At 71.6% G+C, this 21287-nt stretch carries 20 protein-coding genes and 1 riboswitch; of the genes, 14 read left to right on the top strand and 6 right to left on the bottom strand.

The features are described from left to right. Nucleotides 1-134: 134 nt before the first annotated feature. Both ACYCO6_RS11455 and ACYCO6_RS11450 read right to left on the bottom strand, forming a co-directional pair. Nucleotides 135-1595 (bottom strand): PepSY domain-containing protein, encoded by a 1461-nt coding sequence (locus ACYCO6_RS11455; RefSeq protein WP_459771891.1) that lies wholly within the window; start codon nt 1593-1595, stop codon nt 135-137. Then, entirely contained in the window at nt 1589-3772 is a 2184-nt protein-coding gene (locus ACYCO6_RS11450) for a TonB-dependent receptor (RefSeq protein WP_459771890.1), read from the bottom strand. The genes ACYCO6_RS11455 and ACYCO6_RS11450 overlap by 7 nt, the downstream gene beginning before the upstream one ends. A gap of 277 nt (nt 3773-4049) precedes the next feature. Then, nucleotides 4050-4245: riboswitch (cobalamin riboswitch) on the bottom strand. Nucleotides 4246-4443: 198 nt separating this feature from the next. Here ACYCO6_RS11450 and ACYCO6_RS11445 point away from each other — a divergent pair. The 5 genes from ACYCO6_RS11445 to ACYCO6_RS11425 all read left to right on the top strand — a co-directional run bounded on the left by ACYCO6_RS11445 (nt 4444) and on the right by ACYCO6_RS11425 (nt 8390). Continuing rightward, nucleotides 4444-5826, top strand: coding sequence for an RluA family pseudouridine synthase (locus ACYCO6_RS11445; protein ID WP_459771889.1), 1383 nt, complete (start codon nt 4444-4446; stop codon nt 5824-5826). A 177-nt stretch (nt 5827-6003) separates the two neighbouring features. Beyond that, nucleotides 6004-6426, top strand: a complete 423-nt coding sequence (locus ACYCO6_RS11440) for a hypothetical protein (protein WP_459771888.1) — start codon at nt 6004-6006, stop codon at nt 6424-6426. Then, the gene (locus ACYCO6_RS11435; RefSeq protein WP_459771887.1) at nt 6423-7088 is read left to right on the top strand and encodes an HAD-IA family hydrolase; all 666 of its coding nucleotides are present in this window, start codon (nt 6423-6425) and stop codon (nt 7086-7088) included. The genes ACYCO6_RS11440 and ACYCO6_RS11435 overlap by 4 nt, the downstream gene beginning before the upstream one ends. Before the next feature lie 48 nt (nt 7089-7136). Then, nucleotides 7137-7928: an ATP12 family chaperone protein gene (locus ACYCO6_RS11430; RefSeq protein ID WP_459771886.1), complete on the top strand. Its 792-nt coding sequence runs from the start codon at nt 7137-7139 to the stop codon at nt 7926-7928. Nucleotides 7929-8066: 138 nt separating this feature from the next. After that, nucleotides 8067-8390, top strand: a complete 324-nt coding sequence (locus tag ACYCO6_RS11425; RefSeq protein WP_459771885.1) for a hypothetical protein — start codon at nt 8067-8069, stop codon at nt 8388-8390. A gap of 17 nt (nt 8391-8407) precedes the next feature. Here ACYCO6_RS11425 and ACYCO6_RS11420 read toward each other — a convergent pair whose 3' ends face one another. Continuing rightward, the gene (locus ACYCO6_RS11420) at nt 8408-8899 is read right to left on the bottom strand and encodes a glutathione peroxidase (protein ID WP_459771884.1); all 492 of its coding nucleotides are present in this window, start codon (nt 8897-8899) and stop codon (nt 8408-8410) included. A gap of 245 nt (nt 8900-9144) precedes the next feature. Between ACYCO6_RS11420 and ACYCO6_RS11415 the strand changes: the two genes are divergently transcribed. Beyond that, nucleotides 9145-9405, top strand: a complete 261-nt coding sequence (locus ACYCO6_RS11415) for a DUF6894 family protein (RefSeq protein WP_459771883.1) — start codon at nt 9145-9147, stop codon at nt 9403-9405. A gap of 4 nt (nt 9406-9409) precedes the next feature. After that, nucleotides 9410-9961, top strand: coding sequence for a response regulator (locus ACYCO6_RS11410; protein WP_459771882.1), 552 nt, complete (start codon nt 9410-9412; stop codon nt 9959-9961). Nucleotides 9962-9998: 37 nt separating this feature from the next. Here the strand turns inward: ACYCO6_RS11410 and ACYCO6_RS11405 are convergent, their stop codons facing one another. Further along, nucleotides 9999-10532 carry a hypothetical protein gene (locus ACYCO6_RS11405; RefSeq protein WP_459771881.1) on the bottom strand — a complete coding sequence of 178 codons (534 nt, stop codon included), beginning with the start codon at nt 10530-10532 and terminating at the stop codon, nt 9999-10001. Nucleotides 10533-10656: 124 nt separating this feature from the next. On the opposite strand from ACYCO6_RS11405, the gene ACYCO6_RS11400 reads away from it, so the two are divergent. Next, nucleotides 10657-12045 (top strand): aminotransferase, encoded by a 1389-nt coding sequence (locus ACYCO6_RS11400; RefSeq protein WP_459771880.1) that lies wholly within the window; start codon nt 10657-10659, stop codon nt 12043-12045. Between the two features lie 23 nt (nt 12046-12068). On the opposite strand, the gene ACYCO6_RS11395 is transcribed toward ACYCO6_RS11400, so the two are convergent. After that, nucleotides 12069-13391 carry an HlyC/CorC family transporter gene (locus ACYCO6_RS11395; protein WP_459771879.1) on the bottom strand — a complete coding sequence of 441 codons (1323 nt, stop codon included), beginning with the start codon at nt 13389-13391 and terminating at the stop codon, nt 12069-12071. A 60-nt stretch (nt 13392-13451) separates the two neighbouring features. After that, entirely contained in the window at nt 13452-14921 is a 1470-nt protein-coding gene (locus ACYCO6_RS11390) for a hypothetical protein (RefSeq protein ID WP_459773528.1), read from the bottom strand. A 293-nt stretch (nt 14922-15214) separates the two neighbouring features. On the opposite strand from ACYCO6_RS11390, the gene ACYCO6_RS11385 reads away from it, so the two are divergent. From ACYCO6_RS11385 to ACYCO6_RS11360, 6 genes are all read left to right on the top strand, one after another. After that, nucleotides 15215-15613, top strand: a complete 399-nt coding sequence (locus ACYCO6_RS11385) for a DUF3775 domain-containing protein (protein ID WP_459771878.1) — start codon at nt 15215-15217, stop codon at nt 15611-15613. Between the two features lie 23 nt (nt 15614-15636). After that, nucleotides 15637-16971: an App1 family protein gene (locus tag ACYCO6_RS11380; RefSeq protein WP_459771877.1), complete on the top strand. Its 1335-nt coding sequence runs from the start codon at nt 15637-15639 to the stop codon at nt 16969-16971. Nucleotides 16972-17109: 138 nt separating this feature from the next. Continuing rightward, complete coding sequence (locus ACYCO6_RS11375) at nt 17110-17367, top strand: hypothetical protein (RefSeq protein ID WP_459771876.1); 258 nt, start codon at nt 17110-17112, stop codon at nt 17365-17367. 55 nt (nt 17368-17422) lie between these two features. Continuing rightward, nucleotides 17423-18589, top strand: coding sequence for an MFS transporter (locus ACYCO6_RS11370; RefSeq protein WP_459771875.1), 1167 nt, complete (start codon nt 17423-17425; stop codon nt 18587-18589). Between the two features lie 66 nt (nt 18590-18655). Beyond that, a complete protein-coding gene (locus tag ACYCO6_RS11365) occupies nt 18656-20845 on the top strand; it encodes a primosomal protein N' (protein ID WP_459771874.1) in 2190 nt (729 codons plus the stop codon). 76 nt (nt 20846-20921) lie between these two features. Then, nucleotides 20922-21284: a SpoIIAA family protein gene (locus ACYCO6_RS11360; protein WP_459771873.1), complete on the top strand. Its 363-nt coding sequence runs from the start codon at nt 20922-20924 to the stop codon at nt 21282-21284. The last annotated feature ends 3 nt before the right edge of the window (nt 21285-21287 follow it).

The raw sequence follows: 21287 nt of genomic DNA, 5'->3' as shown, positions 1-21287 counted from the left end.
ACCGTCCTCGCGAGCGCAGCGAAGCGATCCGGTGGCGCCCTCTTTGGCGTGTCGCGCGACCCTGGATCGCTTCGCTGCCCCCGTGATGACGGGGGTATGATTCCTCCCATCGACAACCGAGCCTCGTAGGAGCCCTATAACGACAGGGTTCGGCGCAGCCTGCGCCAGCCCGCGACGAGGCCCGTCGCGGCGATCCCCGCCGCCAGGAAGTTCAGCACCCATTGGGCCGCGTCGTGCAGGGGGCGTCTGCCGGTCAGCCCCGGCAGGTCGAGGCGGTGCGCGGCATCGAACAGCCAGCGGTTGATCCGGCCTGACCGGTCCAGGCGCTGGAGGACGGTTCCGTCCCGAGGGTCGACGTGGAGCCAGGTGCCGGCCGGATCGTCGAAGCGCAGGCGCAGGACCGGCAGCGGGCGTGGATCGGTTCCGTGCGGATACCAATAGGTGTCGAAGGCCGTCAGCTGCTCCACGGCGCGCTGGGTGCCCCCGGGCACGGCTCGGCCGGCGGCCTTCGCGACGGTGTCGGCGTCCAGCGCGACCCCGTCCGCCGCGCGGCGGGTCCGCGCACCGGCCGGGGCGTCGGCGACGATCCACCAAGCGCCGCCGATAGCGGCGAAACGCAGCGCCCGGGTCCCGGGCTCGGCGAAGCCCCGCAGGGCTCCGGCGTCGAGCCCGAGGGCCGGGGGCGTTCCGGCATAGGCGGCGCGGAGGTCGGCGGGCGCGGCGTTGGACGCAAACCAGCGGTTCGGGTTCATCGAGATCCAGCCGCTGAGGATGAAGCTGCACAACCCGAGTCCGCCCGCGAGGCCGAACAGGTGGTGCCAGCGGGCGAGCCCGCGATAGGGCGTCACCGCCCCGTGCGCGTAGCGGCGCCGGAGGCGCAGGCGCCAGATGCCGATCGCGAGGCCGCTCATCGCGCCCAGGGCGGCGAAGCCCGACAGCCAGAGCAGGACGCTCCGCCACAGCTCGGCCCGGGCGCGCAAAGGCGTCAGATAGATCCAGTGCGGCACCGAACCGAGCCAGTTCCAGGCCCGCTCGAACCGCGTCGTGTCGAGAGCGATCTCTCCGGTGACCCGCGAGACGTAGAGTTCTGTTCCGGCCGGGTCGCCGAGGACGACCTTAAGGAAGGGACGAAGCGGATCGTAGCGGGCCGTGACCGTCCACTGGTCCCGCTCCAGCGGCTTCACGCGCGCTCCTGGCCGATCCCCGGCCGCGAGGCGCAGCGCCTCCGCCGGACCCACCGGAGCGAGTCGCGCGCCGGTCCGCGCCGAGACGGTCACCCGCGTCCCGTCGCGGCCGGCGATGCGGTAGACCGGCTCGCCGCCGCGCATCTCCAGCCCGAAGCCGGCCGGCGTTTCGGGCAGCCCGCCTGCCGCCAGGGCCCGATCCGGCGAGACCGTGACCTGCTCCCAGGCGATCGGGCTGAGGCGTGCGAGGCGCTCGGCGTCGGTGAGCGCCGGGAACGGCACGTAGAGCATCACCAGGCCGGAGCCGATCCACAGGGCGAAGAACAGCCCCGCGGCGATGCCGGACCAGCGGTGGAACAGGAGCAGCCAGCGCCGGCCGGTCTTGCCGAGCCGACGCGCCGACCTCACCACGTCACCGTGTATGCGACCTCGACCGAGCGCGGGCGCCCGAGCAGCCAGTTGGTGCCGACCCCGTTCACGGCGTTGCCGCTGATCGCGTAGACCTTGTCGAACAGGTTGTAGACCCGCAGCGAGAGCCGGGACTCCGCCGTGACCTGATGGTCGAGCACGAGGTTGACCAGAGTGTAGGCCGGACGCCGCGCCGTGTTGCCGAAGTCGCTGTAGACCTGGCCGACGTTCTGGAGCCCGACCCGCGCGGTCCAGTCGCGCGCGAACTCCCAGGTCAGCCAGAGATTGGCCACGCGCTCGGGCACGTCGATCGGCTGGTTGCCGGCATACGAGACCGTGGCGCCGTTCACCGTCTGATCGAATTTGTCGTACTGCGCGTGCAGGAGCGCGAGGTTGCCGTCCAGGCGCCAGCCCGGGGCGAAATGCCAGCCCAGCGCCAGCTCGAATCCCTGCGACGATTGCTGTCCGACCTGCGTCGAGCGGGTCGGCTGGCCCGGCACGGCCGAGATCAGGTTGTCCTTGACGATGCGGTAGCCCGCGATGGTCCATTCCAGGGCGCCGTCGAAGGCCAGTCCCTTGGCGCCGACCTCGACCTGCGTGCCGGTGGCGAGCTGGAATCCCGCCAGCGACTGCGACAGCGTGATCAGGCTGTTCACCGGGTCGGTGGCGAAGCTGTACTGAGCGTAGAGCGCGCTGTCCGGCGTCGGGTTGTAGACGAGGCCGAACCGATAGCCGAGCGCCCGGTAGGTCTTCTCGAAGCGCGATCCGGTCTGCAGGTCCTCCCGGTGGAGCGTCGGCACGTCGAGGCGCACGCCCGTGAGAAACGACAGCCTGTCCGTCAGGATCACCCGGTCCTCGGCGAAGACCGAGGCCTGGCTCGTCTGGGTGGCGTAGGCCGGGCGCGCCCGCCCGGTCTGCGGGAAGGACCCCGGATCGTAGCCGACGAGCGGCACGCTGGTGGTCTGGTCGAAGTAGAAGTTGTTGGTGTGCCGGAAGTCGATGTGGTTGACGTCGAACCCGGCCACGAACTGGTTGGCGAACCCGAAGAGATCGCCCCGGACCGTCGCGTCGAGCCGGTCCCCGACCTGCTCCTGGCTGTGATAGATCTCGAGGTAGTCGCCCCGGTCCACCAGCCCGGTGCCGCGGTTGTAGGAATACTGCTCGACGTCGAGCCAGTGGCGCCGGCTGGTCAGCCGGTAGGCGGTGTTGCGCAAAGTGATGTCGGCGGAGGGTGACCATTCGGCCTTGAGCTGGGTCCAGTTGTCGGCCCAGGTGATCTTCGCGTCGCGGACGTTGTAGTTGTTGAACCGGATCAGGTCCGGGATCCGCCCCTCGACCAGCGGCGTGCCCCAGTAGCGGGCCGGCTCCTGGTAGCCGAGGTCGTGGCTGAGCGTGACGGCGAGATCCGGGCTCGGCTGGAACAGCAAGGCGGCCGAGACCGCGAGGTTGCGGAAATCGCCCTCCGGCCGGATCCAGCCGTCGGCGCGGTTGCCGCTGACGTTGAGGCGGTACGCGAGGGTGTCGCCGAACTCCGCCTGGCCGAGCGCGCCGCCGGAATCGAGGGCGAGCCGCGCGACGCCGTCGGTGCCCACCACGGCGCGCGCGGCGTTGATCGGCACGAAGACTGGCTTCTTCGGGATCACATTGATGACGCCGCCGATGGCACCGTCGCCGTAGAGCACCGAAGAGGGCCCGCGCAGCACCTCGATCCGCTCGACGTTCCAGGTGTCGAACGGGAAGGTGACGGTGTTGGCGCCCACGTAGAAGCGCGTGCCGTCGTAGAGCTGCTGGATCGAGTTCGGGCCGGCGAAGCCGCGGGACGTGAACGCGCCGTTGCCGTTGCCGGGCGCCGCGATCGTGGCGATGCCGGTGGCGTCCTGCGTCACGGCCTCGGCGATCGTGTCCTGGCCGCGCAGCCGGGCGGTCTCGCCCGACACGATGTCGAGGCTCGCCGGCGTCTCCAGGGGCGTCAGGCCGATCCGGCTCGCTGTGCGATCGCGGGTGCGCAGGTTGAGGCCGCTCGGGATGGCGCGGTTCGGATCGCCCCCCTCTCCCTCAACCGAGAGCTGATCCAGTGTGACGGCTTCCTGCGCGGCGGCCGGACTCCCGAGGAGTGCGAGGAGCACGCCGCAGAGCGGCGCGGGTCCGCCGGATTGTGGGCGGATGGTCGATGGTGACATGGCAGAGGAGGTCCATGCGCGGCGCAGGCCGGCCGACTCGTCCTACAAGCAGTGTAATAACATTACAATTGCTGAGGCGCGTCGAAGGCTCGTCGGCCGCAGGCGCATGGATACGCGTCGTGGCTGCGGAGGCGATCGATACGGTGAGGACGGGCATCGGGAGCGGTGTCGCGGGCGCGCTTGCTGTGGCACGTCACCGCGAACGAGGCCTCGCCGACCGCGCTGGCGCACGGGCGTCTCGACACCCGCCAGGACAACCCCGCCCAGCGCGTTTCGCGTGTGACCACGGCTGACGGCAGGTCTCCTGGCTCGCGGGTCGCCGCCCTCGCACCGTCTTCCCGGGTCCTCGACCCAGTGACGTGGTGGTGAAGGGCTCGCCGCTTACAGTTGCGGGGACAGCCGCGGCCTCGGGGCGAGCCCCTCACCGCGTTCCCTTTTGATCCCCGAGGGGAACCGTCGCCGACAGGCTTGGCCGTATCTGGGACCCGCGTCAACCGCCGCCAGCCGGCTGTCCCGCTGTCGGAGCGCCGGACGCCTGCGGGGCACGTGCCTTTGCCGCTGCGCGCGGGCGATGCTACAGCCGGGCAACCCCATCGGTCCGGACATCCGCGACGCCGCGGCCCCTACGCCCGGACGCTCCGTTCGAATCGGGGACGGGTCCCGGCGGAATCATGACGACACGACCTCCCAGAAGCGGCGGCCCGAAGGGGCGCAAGCCTCAGGCCGGCAAGCACCAAGCCGGCAAGTTCCACGCCGAGGGACGCGCCAGCACCGGCCCGCGCACCAGCGCCCGCGACGCCGCCGAGCGCGCCGCCCGCAACCGCGGCGACGATGCCGGCGCGCGCGACCCCTGGGGCGCGCAGGCGCCCGCCGTGCCGGCCCGGGCGCCGAAGGCCCGTGCGGCCGCGGAAGGGACGCAGGCCCGCCGCGCGGCGCCCGCCGGACGCGGCGCACCGGGGGCCAAGCCCGGGTCGAGGCCCGCGGCGACGCGGCCGGTGGCGCCCGCCCCGGGCCCGACCCGGCGCGAGCAGCGCGCCGCGGCCTCCGCGACCCTCGCCTCCGGCGTGCAGACCCTGACGGTCGAGCCGGATGAGGCCGGCATGCGGATCGACCGGTTCCTCACCGCCCGCTTCCCGCTCCTGCCCTTCACCCGGGTGCAGAGCATCGTCCGTAAGGGCGAACTGCGGGTCGACGGCAAGCGCGCCAAGCCCAACGACCGGCTGGAGCCGGGCATGAGCGTGCGCGTGCCGCCGCTGCGCCTCGACCAGCCCTCCGAACGGCCGCGCAACGCCGCGCGCGAGCAGGACGATGCCGAATTCCTGCGCTCGCTGATCCTCTACGAGGACGCGGACATGATGATCCTCAACAAGCCCTTCGGCCTTGCGGTCCAGGGCGGGTCGGGGACGGTCCGGCACGTCGACGGGCTGCTCGCGGCGCTCACCGGCCCGGACGGGCAGAAGCCCCGCCTCGTCCACCGGCTCGACAAGGACACGGCGGGCTGCCTCATCGTCGCCAAGACCCGGCTCGCTGCCGCGACACTCGCCAAGAGCTTCCGCTCTCGGGCGGCGCGCAAGATCTACTGGGCGCTCACGGCGGGCGTGCCGCGGGTGCGCCAGGGCCGCGTCTCGACCTATCTCGCCAAGGAGGAGCCCACCGATGCCGACGCGCGCATGCGCGTGGCCAAGCACGGCGACGAGGGCGCGAGCCACGCGCTGACCTACTACGCGATGGTCGATCAGGCCGCCCAGAAGCTGTCCTGGCTGTCGTTCAAGCCGGTGACCGGCCGCACGCACCAGCTGCGCGCCCATGCGGCCCATATCGGCCACCCGATCGTCGGCGACCCGAAATACTTCTCGGTGGAGAACTGGGAGCTGCCGGGTGGCATCCAGAATCGCCTGCACCTGCTCGCGCGGCGGATTGTCATCCCGCACCCGCGGACCGGCAAGCCCGTGGACGTCAGCGCGCCGCTGCCGCCCCATATGGCCCAGAGCTGGAACCTCCTGGGCTTCGATGCCGCCCGCTACGACCCGATCGTCGAGGCGCCCGAGAGCTGAGCCGATGGGAGCCTGCGCGCGAACGCCGCGCCGCAGCATGCCCGGCGGAGCACGGTTCATGAGCCGGGTGTCTCGTGGGCCGCATACCTTGGCAACCGGATGCCCCGCCTCATATGCTGCGGCGCGCCCCGCCGATCCGCCGCGGGGCCGTTTCCCGGCGGTTCGAGACCCTGACGCATGAAGCTCGCGATGCTGGCCTGCCTCGCCGCCCTGTGCCTCGCTGCGCCGGTCGCACGCGCCGCGCCGGGCGAGCAGGCCAAGTCGGCCCCGCCGGCGAGCGCGCCTCCGTCGGCTGAGGCGCCGCGTCCGGCCGGGTCGCCCGCTGAGCCGGCCGCGGTCGCGCAGCCTGCTCCGCGCCCGACCGGGAGCGCCCGTGCCGAGCGCCGGCGGCGCTCCTACGCCGCCTGCAACCGCGCCTCGCATCAGCGCGGCCTGCGCGGCGGCAAGCGCCGGCGCTTCCTGATCCGCTGCCGCCTCGGCTACGAGCGCACCCGCGTCCCGCCGGCGCAACCGTCCGCGGCCGGGCCGGAATCAGTGCCGAACCCCAGCGCTCCCACGCACCAGCTCCCCGGACGACCGCCGGCCCGCAGCGGACGATGAAGCTCGTCGTGTTCGACGTCGACGGCACGCTCGTCGACAGCCAGCATCTGATCGTCGCGGCCCAGGGGCTCGCCTTCGCGGAGAACGGTCTGCCGGCCCCCGGACGGCGGGAAGCCCTGTCGGTGGTGGGGCTCTCGCTGCCGCAGGCCTTCCGGCGCCTCGTGGGCGAGGACGGCCCGATCGTGGAACTCTCGGAGAGCTACAAGCAGGCTTACAACCGGCTGCGCCTCGACCCCGCCTACGAGGAACCCCTGTTCCCGGGGATGGCCGATCTGTTGGCCAAGCTGCACGCCCGCGACGATGTGCTGCTCGGCCTCGCCACAGGAAAATCCCGGCGCGGCGTCGACCGCCTGATCGCGCATCATGGTTGGGCGGAGTGGTTCGCCACCACCCAGAGCGCCGATGACGCGCCGTCCAAGCCCGATCCGACCATGCTGCGGCAGGCCATGGTCGAGGCGGGCTGCAAGCCCGACGCGACCGTGATGGTTGGTGACACCACCTTCGACATCGCCATGGCGGTGTCCGCCGGTGCTGCATCCGTGGGGGTCGCCTGGGGCTACCATCCGCCCGAAGCCCTCTACGGAGCCGGGGCCGTGACGGTGGTACCGAGCGCAGGCGCGCTGGAGGGCCTGCTCCTCGACGGTGTGGAGACGGCGGTCTGACGCCCCGGAAGGCTCGCGCGCGAGCCCGAGAACGCCTATCTCGCATCCATGAGCGATGAGACGACAGACTGGCTCGGCGAACCGGGCGGTGACGAGCGACCCGATCCGGTGCGGGCAGCCCGCGATCATGCCAAGCCTGCCCTCCCCCGGCGGTTCTACACGGAGTCCGGATTCTCAGAGGATGCGGACGGGTTCCGGCTGACCCTCGATGGACGTCCGGCCAACACGCCGGGCCGCAACCCGCTGCGCCTGCCCAGCCAGGCGCTGGCCGAGAAGGTTGCGGCCGAATGGGCGGCCCAGGACACCCTGATTGACCCGGCAGGGATGCCTCTGACCCGCCTCGCGAACACGGCCATCGACGGCGTCGCACCCCGGCACGCAGCGGTCGCGGCCGACCTCTGCGCCTATGCCGGCACGGACCTCCTGGCCTACCGGGCGGGAGACCCGGAGCGGCTGGTGGCGGCGCAGGGAGCGGCCTGGGATCCGATCCTCGACTGGGCGCGGGATGAACTCGGCGCCCGGGTGATTCTCAGCGAGGGCGTCATGCATGTGGAGCAGCCGCCCGACACCGTGCGGGCGCTCTCGGATGCGGTGACGGCGGTGGCCGATCCGTTCCATCTGGCGGGCCTGCACACGCTGACGTCGCTCACCGGCTCCCTGCTGATCGCCCTGGCCGTGCTCCGCGGGCGTCTCACGCCGGCCGAAGCCTGGGCGGCGGCCCATGTCGACGAGACCTATCAGGCCGAGGTCTGGGGCCGGGATGCCGAGGCCGAGGCGCGCCTCGAGGCCCGCCGCGCGGAATTCGAGGCGGCCGCCGACCTCGTCGGTGCCCGGCGCTGAGCGAGAAGCGCGCGCGCGGGTCGATTGCGCAGATGCACTTGCGCAACAATCCCGGACTCGGTGCGTAAGGGCGCTGCGGCCGGCTGACTCCGGGCGGAGAGTGCATTACGGTCTCGTCTCGCTGTGTTCGAGTCGACGATGCGTACCGATCAGGCCGTTCAATGTAGGTTCGAAGATGAGCTGACCGCGCTTATGGCGCGTAAGCAATCTTCGGAAGACGGATGGTCCCGCTGCGCACTGTTCGATGCGGTGTCGGACCTCGAGTGCAGGGCTCTCATCGGCGGTGCGTCAGACCTGACCTTGCGGAAGATTGCGGAAATCCGCTTCCTCGCCGGCATCCTGCGCGAGGCCGTTCGGCCCTTCCCGATTGCGCCTCTGCGGACGGTTCTGAGAGTGCGCCAACGCGTGGATGCGCGCAGCAGCATCCGTGCACCGACGGAGGCGGATCTCGGCTTCGTCTGAGGTCGGGGGCGCCGGGCCTATCCTTTCGCGGCCAGGGCGGACCGGATCTTCGCCTCCAGGGCGGCGGGCTTGGTCGCGGGCGCGAACCGTCCGACGACGCGACCGTCGCGGCCGACGAGGAATTTGGTGAAGTTCCACTTCACCGCCCGCGTGCCGAACAGGCCGGGCTTGGTCCGGGTGAGATGCTCGAACAGCGGCTCGGCTTCGGACCCGTTGACGGCGATCTTGGCGAGCACCGGGAAGCTGACGGCGTACCGCAGGGAGCAGAAGCGCTCGATCTCGTCGGCGTCGCCCGGTTCCTGCGCGCCGAACTGGTTGCAGGGGAAGCCCAGGACCGTGAGGCCCGCATCCCGATGGCGGCGCCAGAGCGCCTCCAGCCCTTCGTATTGTGGGGTGAAGCCGCAGCGTGAGGCCGTGTTGACGACGAGCAGCACCCGGCCACGATGCTGCGCGAGCGGGTACGGGCTCCCATCGGCCGATCGGACAGTGAAATCGTGGACAGTGGTCATGCCTGAGCAGTCGGCCAAACCGGGCGGCCCCGCAAGATCCTCCAGCGCTCCTTCCCGAAGGAGCCCCGCTTTTCGCGAGGACGGTCCCGCTGCGTCGAGGCTCCCTGCGGCGGTGATTTCTAATGTGGTTTATGGCCGAAGCGGCGAGCCTCGCGTACGACCTCGGCAATCGCAGCGACGAACCTCGGCATGGCCGCGAGTGAGGGTTGGCCGCACCCCCGCCTAGTGCTCACTGGGGTGCGTAGATGCCGCGCTTTCACTTCCACGTCCATGACGGCCACTCGGAGCTGGACACGGAAGGCGCCGAGCTGTCGGACAGGCAGGCCGCCCGGCTGGAGGCGATACGCCTCGTCGGCGACATCCTGAAGCACGATGCGCACCGGATCGCCCTGGGGGAGGACTGGCGCATCGAGGTCACCGACCATTCGGGGCTGGTCCTGTTCCAGATGACATTCCTGGTGGTCGAGTCGCCCGTGATGTGCAGAGGTGCCGCTGCGGGGTGCTGAGGCGATGCGGCGCCCCCACAGCCGGGACCGGCGCATCCTGGTCCTTCCGAGCGCGGTCGAACCCGGATGCTACCGCTGGGTCATCCGCAATCTGGACGGCACCTGCCTGGCACGCTCGCCCTGCGCCTTCGCGTCGCGGGCGGCGGCCCGGCTCTCCGCCTCGTGCTGGGACCACGATCGCGCGGGGGGCGCGTTGCGCGTCCTGATTGTCGACGACAACGTGATCTACGCCGACGCGCTCCGCAGCCTGCTCGAACGGGAGGCCCACACGGTGGTCGGCATCGCGGATCGTGCTGCCGCGGCCCTAGACCTGGCCCGTGCGGAGCAGCCTCATCTCGCGCTGGTGGACCTGACGCTGCGCGACGGGTGCAGCGGACCTGATATCGGCCGCCGCCTCGCCCGGGAAGGAGTCGGCGTGCTGTTCCTCACCGCCACGCCGCATCTCGCACCGACCGGCATCCCGGGCGTTCTGGACACGCTGCCCAAGCCGGCCGGGGACGCCCGTCTCCTGCGCGCGGTCGCGGCGGCCCGGATGCGGATCCAGGGGGGCTGCTAGCCGCCTCGAAGATCGCGCCCATCAGCCGCCTTTTCGTTCAGGCTGGAACCTTCTGCACGTCGAAGCTCGGGCCCTGCGGGGTCATTCGCTCACGCGAGACGATGCGCTCGTCGGCGGACACGATCCCGAGGCTCACGTCGCGGTCCGGCAGGACGACGGTGGTGCTCTTGTTGACGTGCACCAGCACGTGCCTCCGCAGCTGCACCGAGGCCACGGCCCAGCGCTTCAGCTGCCCGTAATAGGGTTCGCGCCGCCACGCATTCGCCTGGCCGGGATCGACCTGCACGTTCATGTTGCGCGTGATCGGATCCAGGCTGAGCACCATCTTGGCGCGGTCGGGCTTCCATTCCGGCCCGAGCCAGCCCTCCGTCATCCAGAGGCAGTGGAACGCTCGGCAATGGTCGGGCCGGGTGGCGTGGATGGCGCAGCCCTGGCCGGCCTTGGTGTGGCGGCACCATTGCCCCGCCACGCTCTCGACCGCGGGCACGTCGTAGACCTTGCAGCAGAGCGTGCAGGCCCCGCAGGCGCGGCCGGGTGCGGGCTGGGCGGCGAAGGCTTCGGGATTGAGCATGGAGCGTACGGCGTGAGCGGCATGCATCCGGCAACGGCCGGACGCGGATCCGGCGGGCTACCTGCCTGTGCTTCGGGTCGGTAGTGTGGCGGCGGATTCCCTCGGCTTGAGGACCTTGCGACCGATGCTCTCGAACCTCGCGACCCGCGACGTCGAAACCCTGCTGCACCCCTACACCAACCTATCGGCGCACCGGCACACCGGCCCACTGGTTCTGGAGCGCGGCGAGGGCGTCCACGTCTATGACACGGAGGGTCGGCCCTATATCGAGGGCATGTCCGGCCTGTGGTGCACGGCCCTCGGCTACTCGAACGCGGAACTCGTCGAGGCGGCCCGGGCGCAGATGGCGCGCCTGCCCTTCACGCACCTGTTCTCCGGCCGCAGCCACGATCCGGGGATCGAGCTCGCCGAGACCCTCAAGGAGCTGATGCCGGCGCCGGCCTCGAAGATCTTCTTCACGTCGTCGGGTTCGGAAGCCAACGACACGCAAGTGAAGCTCACTTGGTACTACAACAACGCCCTCGGCCGGCCGAAGAAGAAGAAGATCATCGCCCGCCAGAAGGGCTATCACGGGGTCACGGTGGCGAGCGCGTCGTTGACCGGGCTCGCGGCGAACCATGCCGACTGGGACCTGCCGCTGCCAGGCTTCCTGCACGTCTCCTGCGCCCACCACTACCGGGGCGCCGAGCCGGGCGAGACCGAGGAGGCCTACTCGGCGCGGCTGGCCGCCGAGCTGGAGGACACGATCCTGCGTGAGGGGCCGGAGACCGTGGCGGCCTTCATCGCCGAGCCGGTGATGGGCGCGGGCGGGGCGATCGTGCCGCCGCGGGGGTACTTCGCGGCGATCCAGGCGGTGCTGGCGAAGTACGACGTCCGCATGATCGCCGACGAGGTGATCTGCGGCTTCGGCCGGCTCGGAACGTGGTTCGGCAGCGAGGCCCTCGGAATCCGGCCGGATTCGATCTCCTTCGCCAAGGCCCTGACCTCGGCCTACATGCCGCTCGGCGGCGTGAGCATCGACGAGCCGCTCTATCAAGCACTGGTCGGCCAGAGCGAGAAGATCGGCACCTTCGGGCACGGGACCACCTATTCCGGTCATCCGGTGGCCGCCGCGGTGGCCCTCAAGGCGATCGAGATCTACCGGCGCGACCGGGTGATCGAGGGTGCGGCCGAGAAGGCGCCGCATTTCCAGCGCCGGCTCTCGGCGCTCGCCGGGCACGACATCGTCGGCGAGGCCGGGGGCATCGGCCTGATCGGTGGCCTGGAGATCGTGGCCGACAAGGCCACCAAGCGCCAGTACGATCCCAAGGCGGGCGTGGCCGCCCGCTGCGTCGCCTTCGCGCAAGGAGAGGGGCTGATCGTGCGGGCGCTCGCTGGCGACCGCGTGGCCGTCTGCCCGCCGCTGATCATCGCGCCGGACGAGATCGACGCGCTGTTCGACCGGCTCGGCCGGGCGCTGGACCGCACCCGTGAGTGGATCCGCGCCGAGGGGCTGCAGGCGATGCCGGGCTGACGCGTCTGGTCGGCGCGGCCGGGTCAGGGCGCGCCGCGCTGCGCCTCCGGCTGCGGACTCGCCTGGACCCCTCCGGGCGTCAGGGGCGTGATCCGCAGCGTGGTGATCCGGTTCTTGGCCTTCCGGAGCACCTGGAACCGGAAGCCGTGGAAGTTGAAGGCCGTCCCCTGGTCCGGGATGGTCCGGGCCTCGTGAATGACGAGGCCCGCGATGGTGGTGGCCTCCTCGTCCGGCAGGTTCCAGTCCATCGCCCTGTTGAGATCGCGGATCGGCACGCCGCCATCGACATTGACCGAGCCGTCTCCTTGCGGGCGTACCCCCGAGACGGTGACATCGTGCTCGTCGGCGATGTCGCCGACGATCTCCTCTAGGATGTCCTCCAGGGTCACGAGGCCCATCACCTCGCCGTACTCGTCGACCACCAGGGCGAAGTGGGTCTTCTTGGTGAGGAAGGCCTTGAGCTGGGCGCGCAGCGACGTCGTACCCGGCACGAACCACGTCTCCAGGGCCAGGGCCTCGACCTTGAGGCCCGAGGCGTCGCCGCCCGCGGCGTCGAGCGCCCGCAGCAGGTCCTTGGCGTGGAGCACGCCGACGATGTTCTCGGGCGTGCCGCGCCACAAGGGCATCCGGGTGTAGGGCGAGGCCAGCACCGCCCGCACGATGTCCTCGGAGGGCTGGTCGGCGTCGATCGCCCGCATCTTGGTGCGGTGGACCATCACGTCGGAGACCGTCAGGTCCGACAGGTCGAGGAGGCCGCCGAGCATGTCGCGCTCGGCCTTGGCGACGCCGCCCTCGCGGTGCATCAGCGCCACCTGCCCGCGCAGCTCCTCGGCGGCGGTGAGGATGGACTGGTGCTCGCCGATGGTGACGCCGAAGGGCTTCAGCATGAGGCGCACGATGTGCTCGATGGCGAGCGCGAGCGGACCCATGAGAGCCACCGCGAAGGCCACCGGCCGCGCCGTGAGGAGCGCCGCCTTGTCGGGCTTGGAGATCGCTAGCGTCTTCGGCAGCACCTCGGCGAAGACGATGACCAGCACCGACATGCCCACTGTCGCGTAGATGACGCCGCTCTTGCCGAACAGGGCAGTGAGCACGCTGGTGGTGAAGGCCGAGGCGCCGATCGCCACGATGTTGTAGCCGATCAGCATGGCGCCGATGAAGCGCTCGCGGATCGCCAGGATGCGGTTGACGATCGCGGCCCGCGGGTCGCCCGCCTGTTCAAGCGCGTGCATCCGGGCCCGCGAGGCCGCCGTGAAGGCGGTCTCCGCCCCCGCGAAGAAGGCCGAGAGCAGCAGCGAGATCACCACGATGCTCGCGGCGAACCACAGGTCGATATGGGTTTCCATCGGGTCCGTCAGGGGCGCCTTACACGGCGGGTCGGCCGCCCATATAGCGATTCCCGCGGCTTATTGCGCGCCGGTCTGACGCACCGTCCACGTCGCCCAGTAGACCGGACGGCCGTAGAGGCTCGACGTATCCCGGCCGGAGGCGGTCGGGGCGAGCCGGTCGAGCCAGGTCAGGAAGCCGGCCTTGCTCGGATAGATCGCGGGCGTGTCGAGGTTGCCTTGCGCATCCGTCATCCAGAAATGCGCGCTCCGGTCGTAGCGGCCGCTGCCGTCGCCGCCCGAGCGCAGGCCGAGATAGGCCGGCGAGCGGCCCGCTTCGACCGGATCGGCGTAGAGCTTGAGGGCGCCGATCCCGTCGAGGCTCATGTCGGCCGTGTATTGCAGACAGATATCGGCCACCGGGCCCCCCGGGGCGTTGGCCGGCCGCTGGCACGTGTAGGAGACCGCCCAGCGCTGCATGCCTTTGGCCCGCCCCACCCGCACGAGGGTCCCGGGCGGCAGCGGCCCGGCGAGCTTCTTCGCCGCGGACCAGACCTTCTGTCCGGCGAGGTCCTGCGACGTGCGCAGATAGAGCGCCGTGCGGCGCTTCTCGGGCGCGAGGCCGCAATCCTCGGGCAGCACGTCCGTGTAGAAGTAGTGGTAGGTACGGTCGACGATGCTGATCGACCCCGCGAGGCCGTGCGTCTCGAAGGCCGGCGCCGTGCAGGCCGAGGCCACCGGCTTGCCGGTCTCGTCGATCACCGCGGCGGGGGTGGGCGGCTCGCTCCGGCCGCGACCCGTGCCGGCCTCGAACGGCGTCCAGTCCAGCCCGTATCCGTCGGCGGTGCGGGTGCGGATCTCGAAGGTCTGGAAGTCCAGGGTGCGGGCCTCGATCTGCACGCGCCGCCGAACATCGGCCGGCCCGTCCGCGGAACCGTCGCGTTCCGTCTTCCGGCGCCCGCGCCGGCCCTTCGCATCGTCCTCCTGCCCGCCGGCCACCCCCACCCGCTCCTGCCCGAGCAGGAAGACGTAGCTGTAGGCCTCGCCGGCCCAGTCTCGGCCGGAGACCGCGATCGGATCCCGCGGGCCGATCCCCTCGGCGGCGGGCGTGGGCTCGGACCAGCCCCGGGTCCGCGCGCGCTCGTCGGGCAAGTCGACCCAGAACCGTTCGGCCGAGGGCGGCAGGGTCGTGGCCAGGGCCTCCAGGGTGCGGCCGGTGCGCAGCGAGCCGCCGTCCCGGCTGTCCGTGGCCCGCCGCTCCGGACAGGGCTCATCGCGGCGGCGGGACGCGATCGGGGTCTGCCCCTGGAAGACCGCCTGCAGCGGGCCGGGTGCCTCGGAGCGGGCGAGCCGCAGGATCTGCACGCCGCGCACGAAGGCGCATGGCGCGGGGGAGATCAGCACGCCCTCGGCTTCGGAGCCCTCCCGGCAGATCTCCAGGCCGCCGCCGCCGGTGCGGTAACAGCTCGGCGCGCTGCCCTCGTAGGTGGCGGCACGGGCTCCGGCGGGCGCCGGCGCGAGCGGCGCGGAGGCGCTCAGGGTCCAGAGCAGGGAAGCGGTCGCGATCGCCGCGCGACGGAGCTTCGACGCGCGCGGACCGGGATCGACGGTATCGGCAGGTGACGTTTCGGTACTCTCAGGAGAATCCACGTCTGTCGCCGATGGTAATCCGGTTATCGGGAAAGTCTCGCAGCCTCTAGCCTACGGTAGTGGAGCCGCAAAGTGGCGCGGACCACGCAACCGGTCTTCGCTGGGGATGCGGGCGAACCCGTTGCCCCGCTCGCCCGTTGTCGCGGCTTGAGGACCCGATGAGTCCGACCCAGTCAGCGTCCGGAGACCCGCGCATGGATATCGCCGTCGAAACCGTCACCGACATCGTCATGCGGCTGCGTGCCATCGAGGTGAAGGAGGGCAACACCGATCCGGATTCGGGCTCGAACCCGATCGACGATGGCTCCACGGACGTCCTGATCTCCGGGACCGACGATGCCACGGAATCCGAGGTGCGCGGCATGATCGCCGGGCTCGACGACGATTCCCGGGCCGAGCTGCTGGCCCTCTTCTATGTCGGACGCGGCGACATGGAGCCGGAGGAATGGGGCGAGGCGGTGCGTTTCGCCCGCGAGCGCGAGGCGGCCGGTGAGGGCGCCGTGAGGACCCTGCTGGGCTCACCGATTGCGGGCGACCTCCTGGAAGAGGGTCTCGACGCTCTGGGGCTCAGCCCCGAGCTGCCGCAGGCCTGAACGCCTGAACGGCCGGCGGCTCCATGGCCTCGCGCGTGCGCAGGGGCGCCACCAAGGCGCTGCGGGTCCTCACCCGCCCGGTCCGCCGCGCGCAAGGGTACGGCGGCAAGGGCCGCGGCGGGCTCGTGGTCGAGCCTTACCGCGGTTACGGCTCCCGAGACGAGGTGTTCCTGATCGGCCGGGTCTTCCGGCAATCGCCCGGCATCCCGGGTGAGGATCCCGAATCCCTGCGGGCGCAATGGCGCGACCTGCGCCGCCGCATCGCCCGCAGGAAGGTGGCGGGAGCGGCCGTGACCGCCCGGATCGGGGGGGACACCACCCGGGTCGAGACCGACCGCGACGGCTATTTCCGCGTGCACCTCCATCCGCGCAGCCTGGCGCCGGACGGCGGCGACTGGCACCCGGTCGAGCTGGTCCTTGAGGCCGATCCGCCGATCCCTGCCGAGGGGGCGGTGTTCATCCCGCCCGGTCGCTGCCGCTGCGTCGTGGTCAGCGACATCGACGACACGGTCATGCGCACCGGCGTCGCTAACAAGTTGAAGATGCTCTGGCGGCTGTTCGTGGAGGATGCCGAGAGCCGGGTCGCATTCCCGGGCGTGGCCGCCCTGTACCGGGCGCTGCACGCGGGCGCCGGCGGCAGCGAGGGTAACCCGATGCTCTACGTCTCCCGCGCGCCCTGGGGGCTCTACGACATGCTGTCCGAGTTCTTCCAGCGCCACGGCATTCCGGCAGGGCCGGTGCTGTTCCTGCGGGAATGGGGCCTCTCCTGGACGCACCCGCTGCCGAGACGGGCGACGGATCACAAGCAGGCCCTGATCCGGCACATGCTCGCCCTCTACCGCGACCTGCCCTTCGTGCTGATCGGCGACAGCGGCCAGCACGACCCGGAGGTCTACGCCCAGATCGTCGAGGAGAATCCCGGGCGGGTGCTGGCAGTCTACATCCGCAACGTGTCGCGCGGTGCCGCCCGGGTGGAGGAGATCGTGCGCCTCGCCGGCGCCGTTGCCCGGGCGGGCTCCAACTTGGTCCTCGCTGCCGACAGCGTCGCCATGGCCGAGCACGCCGCCGCGATCGGCCTGATCGCGCCGGATGCCGTGGCGGGTGTCGCTGACGAGCACGCGGCTGATCCGGAGACCGCGCGGCGGCGGGAGACGGCCCGGATCACCGCCGAGCCTCCGGGGCCCGCGGGCGAGGCGGCCGAAGCCGCGATCTCGCCCGATGCCATCGCGGGTGCGCTGGCCGGCGATGGGGCCGTGCCGGCCACCGTGGTGGTCGAGCCGGAGAAGCCGGCCGCCCTCCCGGTGTCCAAACCTGACGGCGCGGTGACCCACCTCCTCAAGCGGTATCCGGGATGCTGAGCGGGACGGTGGGCGAGTGGCCTCACGAAATGTTGCAACGCAGCACTTCGGGGAATGCGCTTCACATCCCGGCCGCGCCTCCTACGTTGGGACGCTTCCGTGCCGGCCCTTGCTCTCGGAGATTCTTGGAGCCCATCCGTGCAGACCTACACCCTCGCCATCGCCGACGGCGTCCTGTTCGCCTGCCTGCCCGACGAGGCCGACATCGCGGCCGCGATCACGGACGCCACCGCGACCAATTACGGCTTCGGCCTCAGCCTCGACATCGTCCGCGGCGCGACGCTCACGAACGCCGCCGGGCCCGATGACGAGGTGGTCTGGCAGGAAGGGCCGGACAGCGAACTCCTCGACGCTCAGGGGCGCCGCTATCGTTACGCCGTCCGCCGCCCGTCCTGACCGGGCTGCGCTGAGCCCCTGACGCGGGCACGCCTGCAAGTGCTACGCTCGGCCCATGCGGGCTGGGCCGATCAGCGAGAAGCGGAAGAGCGGCCTCGCCCGCTTCCTTATCCTCTACGGCACCCTCTACGGTGCCTACGGTGCCTTGTCCCCGATCCTGCCGGGCTTCTTGGCGGCGCGCGGTCTGACGGCGGGGCAGATCGGCCTCCTGCTCGCCGCCGCCGGTGCCGTTCGCCTCGCGGTCGGGCCGCTGGCCGGGTCCTTCGCCGATCGGCGGCGCGCGGCCCGTCCCATCCTGGCGGCGAGCCTCGCACTCGCGGGCCTTGCCACCCTGGCCCACCTCCCCGGTTCCGGCTTCGCGCAGCTCCTCGGGCCCGGACTGCTGTACGGGGTCGGAACCGCGGCGCCGGCGCCGCTCGCTGACGCGCTGGCCCTGGCCGCGGCGCGTGGCGGGGCAGCCTTCCAGTACGGATGGGTCCGCGCCGCCGGCTCGGCGGCCTTCATCGCCGCGACCGTCGGTGCGGGCTGGCTGATCGCGGCAGCCGGTCTCGCGGCTGCCCTCGCGGCGAGCGGCGTCCTGTTCCTCGCCGCTGCCGGCGCGGCCCTGAGACTGCCGTCCCGCCGGGAAGGAGCCGTCGCGGCCGGGCCGGCCTGGCACGGCATCTCGACGCTGCTCCGGCTGCCGCGCTTCCGCCGCACGGTGCTCGCCGCTGCCCTCATCATCGGTGCGCACGCGATGCATGACGGCTTCGCCATGATCCTGTGGCGCGGTGCCGGGATCGGCGCGAAGGTCGCCGGCCTGCTCTGGTCGGAATCGGTGGCCGCGGAGGTGCTGGTGTTCCTGCTGGTCGGGCCGCCTCTGCTGGCACGGATCGGGCTTCCCGCCGGAGTTGCCGTAGCAGCCTGTGCGGGCACCCTGCGCTGGGCGGTGCTGGCCTCCACTACGGCGATCCCGTGGCTCGCCGCCGTGGAGGCTCTGCACGGGTTGAGCTTCGCCCTCCTGCACCTCGCCTGCCTGGGCCTGATCGAGGAGGCGACGCCGCCGGACCTGCGGGCCACGGCCCTCGCGCTCTACGGGACGCTGGGCCTCGGCCTGTCCGGCGTGCTGGCGACGCTCGCCTCCGGCGCGCTCTACGGTACCTACGGGGCGGCGGCCTTCTGGGTTATGGCGGCTCTCAGCCTCACCGCCCTGCCGCTGGTGCCCGGATTGCGACGGCGCTGACGCGGCGGGTTCTTTTTCCCGAGCCTATGGTACGGACCCGGAACGGACCCGCCCGAAAAGCCCTGCATGCCTTCTGTCGCCGAGATTCTGATCCCGCTCGCCCTCGACACGCCCTACAGCTACGTGGTGCCGGCCGGGTTGGACCTTTCCGTGGGCGACGTCGTGCAGGTTCCTCTCGGGCCGCGCGAGATCGTCGGCGTCGTCTGGGGGGTGAGCGAGACCGCCGGCGGCTCGAACCTGCGTCCGGTGACGGGCCGCCTGCCCTTCCCGCGCCTCTCGGACCCGCTGCGCAGCCTCGTCGACTGGATCGCCCGCTACACCCTGGCGCCGAAGGGCTCGGCCCTCGCCATGGTGCTGCGCCTGCCCGACGAAGCCAATGCCGCCGAGACCGCCCGGGTCGCGGTGCGCATCACCGACAAGCCGCCGGCCCGGCCCACCGCGGCCCGGACCAGGGTGCTGGCCGTCGCCGCCGACCGGACCCTGCGCGGCAAGAGCGCGCTCGCCAAGGAGGCCGGCGTCTCGCTGTCGGTGGTCGACGGCCTCATCGACGACGGTGCCCTCGAGACCGTCGCGGTAGAGCCCGAGCCGGTCGCGCCGCGGCCCGACCCCGATTTCCCGCGGGCGCCGCTCTCGCCCGCCCAGGCCGAGGCCGTGACGGCGCTGGTCGAGACGTTTCCCTGGACCTCGTCCTCAGCCGAGGGAGGCACCGACCTCCGGCCGGTCCTGCTGGAGGGTGTCACCGGCTCGGGCAAGACCGAGGTCTATTTCGAGGCGGTGGCTTCCTGCATCCGGGCGGGCCGCCAGGCCCTGATCCTGATGCCCGAGATCGCTCTGACGGCGCAGTTCCTCGACCGCTTCGCGGCTCGGTTCGGGGTCCGGCCGGCAGCGTGGCATTCCGGGATCGGCGGCAAGAGGCGCGAACGCCTGCGGGCCGCGGTGGCCGAGGGCGAGGCGCTCGTGGTGGTCGGCGCGCGCTCGGCCCTGTTCCTGCCTTTCGCCCGTCTCGGCCTGATCGTGGTCGATGAGGAGCACGAGACCGCCTACAAGCAGGAAGACGGCGTTCATTACCACGCCCGCGACATGGCGGTGGTGCGCGGGCGGCTGGAAGGCTGCCCGGTCGTGCTGACCTCGGCGACGCCCGCCATCGAGACGCGGGTCAACGCCGCCCGGGGGCGCTACCGGCACATCCTGCTCCCCGAGCGCTTCGGCGGCCGGCGCCTGCCCGACATCGCCGCCATCGACATGCGCCTCGATCAGCCCGAGCGCGGCCGCTTCCTCAGCCCGCCGCTGGTGAACGCCGTGAAGCACACCCTGGAGCGCGGCGAGCAGGCGCTGCTGTTCCTCAATCGCCGGGGCTACGCACCGCTCACCCTCTGCCGCGCCTGTGGGCATCGCTACCAGTGCCGGAACTGCTCGACGTGGCTCGTGGAGCACCGGTTCCGCCGAGCGCTCGTCTGCCACCAATGCGGCTACGCCGAGCGCCGGCCGGAGGCCTGCACCGAGTGCGGCACCTTCGACAATCTCACCGCCTGCGGCCCCGGCGTCGAGCGGATCGCCGAGGAGGCCGCCGCGCTGTTCCCGGACCGGCGCGTCGTCGTCCTGTCGAGTGACTTCCCCGGGGGAGCCGAGCGCCTGCGGCAGGAACTCGACGCGGTGGCGGCGGGCGAATGCGATGTCGTGATCGGCACGCAGCTCGTCGCCAAGGGCCACAATTTTCCGTTCCTGACCCTGGTCGGCGTGCTCGACGCCGATATCGGCCTGACCTCGGGCGATCCCCGGGCGGCGGAGCGCACTTTCCAGTTGCTCCAGCAGGTGACCGGCCGCGCGGGGCGCGGCGAGAAGCCCGGGCGGGCGCTCGTCCAGACCTACCAGCCGGATCATCCGGTGATCGCCGCCCTGCTGTCGGGCGATGCCGAGCGCTTCTACGCGGAGGAGGTCCAGGCCCGCGAGGCGGCTGGCCTGCCGCCGTTCGGGCGACTCGCGGCGCTGATCGTCTCGGCGAGCGAGCGCGAGGTGGCGGAGGCCCACGGGCAGGCCCTCGCCCGCGCTGCCGAGCCACCCGAGGGCGTGATGGTGCTGGGGCCCGCCGAGGCCCCCCTCGCCCTGGTCCGGGGCCGCTACCGGTTCCGGCTGCTGGTGAAGACGGAGCGCAATGTCGACCTGCAGGGCTATCTGCGCGCCTGGATCGCCCGCGGCCCGAAGGTGCGCGGCAATGTCCGGGTCGCCGTCGATGTCGACCCGCAGAGCTTTTTGTAGGACACTCCGGCCACGGGCGGCGGACCCTGGCCGGGGATTGGCGATGGGACGCGGGCGGTTCCCGAAGGAGCGATCAGTGCTGACCTACACCAAGACGCCGGATTCGAACGTCGCCGAGATCGTGGTCGATGGGAAGATCACCGACGAGGAGATGAACGCGGCGATGACCGCCATGAAGGCCGACCTCGACAAGGGCGGCAAGATCAAGCTGCTCGAGGACATCCGCGCCTTCGAGGGCATGGAGCCGGCGGCCTTCTTCAAGGATCCCCGATTCGGCTTCTCGATGATGAAGAGCGTCAGCCACGTCGCGCTGGTGACGGACGCGCCCTGGCTCAAGGCGCTCGCCGAGACCTTCAACTTCGTCTCGCCGACGCAGATCAAGGTGTTTGAGCGCGCCCGCATCGAGGAAGCGCGCACCTGGCTGGCCGCGACCGTCTGAGCT

Source organism: Methylobacterium sp. CM6257 (assembly GCF_054611515.1).
The sequence above is the reverse complement of the archived record's forward strand: the minus strand, read 5'-3'. Positions and strand labels throughout refer to the sequence as shown.

Coding starts and splice junctions, on each gene's coding strand:
- ACYCO6_RS11370 (WP_459771875.1), top strand. CDS start 17,423: ATGCGGGCTGGGCCGATCAGCGAGAAGCGGAAGAGCGGCCTCGCCCGC.
- ACYCO6_RS11420 (WP_459771884.1), bottom strand. CDS start 8,899: ATGACCACTGTCCACGATTTCACTGTCCGATCGGCCGATGGGAGCCCG.
- ACYCO6_RS11415 (WP_459771883.1), top strand. CDS start 9,145: ATGCCGCGCTTTCACTTCCACGTCCATGACGGCCACTCGGAGCTGGAC.
- ACYCO6_RS11435 (WP_459771887.1), top strand. CDS start 6,423: ATGAAGCTCGTCGTGTTCGACGTCGACGGCACGCTCGTCGACAGCCAG.
- ACYCO6_RS11445 (WP_459771889.1), top strand. CDS start 4,444: ATGACGACACGACCTCCCAGAAGCGGCGGCCCGAAGGGGCGCAAGCCT.
- ACYCO6_RS11405 (WP_459771881.1), bottom strand. CDS start 10,532: ATGCTCAATCCCGAAGCCTTCGCCGCCCAGCCCGCACCCGGCCGCGCC.
- ACYCO6_RS11380 (WP_459771877.1), top strand. CDS start 15,637: ATGGCCTCGCGCGTGCGCAGGGGCGCCACCAAGGCGCTGCGGGTCCTC.
- ACYCO6_RS11385 (WP_459771878.1), top strand. CDS start 15,215: ATGGATATCGCCGTCGAAACCGTCACCGACATCGTCATGCGGCTGCGT.
- ACYCO6_RS11400 (WP_459771880.1), top strand. CDS start 10,657: ATGCTCTCGAACCTCGCGACCCGCGACGTCGAAACCCTGCTGCACCCC.
- ACYCO6_RS11410 (WP_459771882.1), top strand. CDS start 9,410: ATGCGGCGCCCCCACAGCCGGGACCGGCGCATCCTGGTCCTTCCGAGC.
- ACYCO6_RS11395 (WP_459771879.1), bottom strand. CDS start 13,391: ATGGAAACCCATATCGACCTGTGGTTCGCCGCGAGCATCGTGGTGATC.
- ACYCO6_RS11365 (WP_459771874.1), top strand. CDS start 18,656: ATGCCTTCTGTCGCCGAGATTCTGATCCCGCTCGCCCTCGACACGCCC.
- ACYCO6_RS11425 (WP_459771885.1), top strand. CDS start 8,067: ATGCGTACCGATCAGGCCGTTCAATGTAGGTTCGAAGATGAGCTGACC.
- ACYCO6_RS11440 (WP_459771888.1), top strand. CDS start 6,004: ATGAAGCTCGCGATGCTGGCCTGCCTCGCCGCCCTGTGCCTCGCTGCG.
- ACYCO6_RS11430 (WP_459771886.1), top strand. CDS start 7,137: ATGAGCGATGAGACGACAGACTGGCTCGGCGAACCGGGCGGTGACGAG.
- ACYCO6_RS11450 (WP_459771890.1), bottom strand. CDS start 3,772: ATGTCACCATCGACCATCCGCCCACAATCCGGCGGACCCGCGCCGCTC.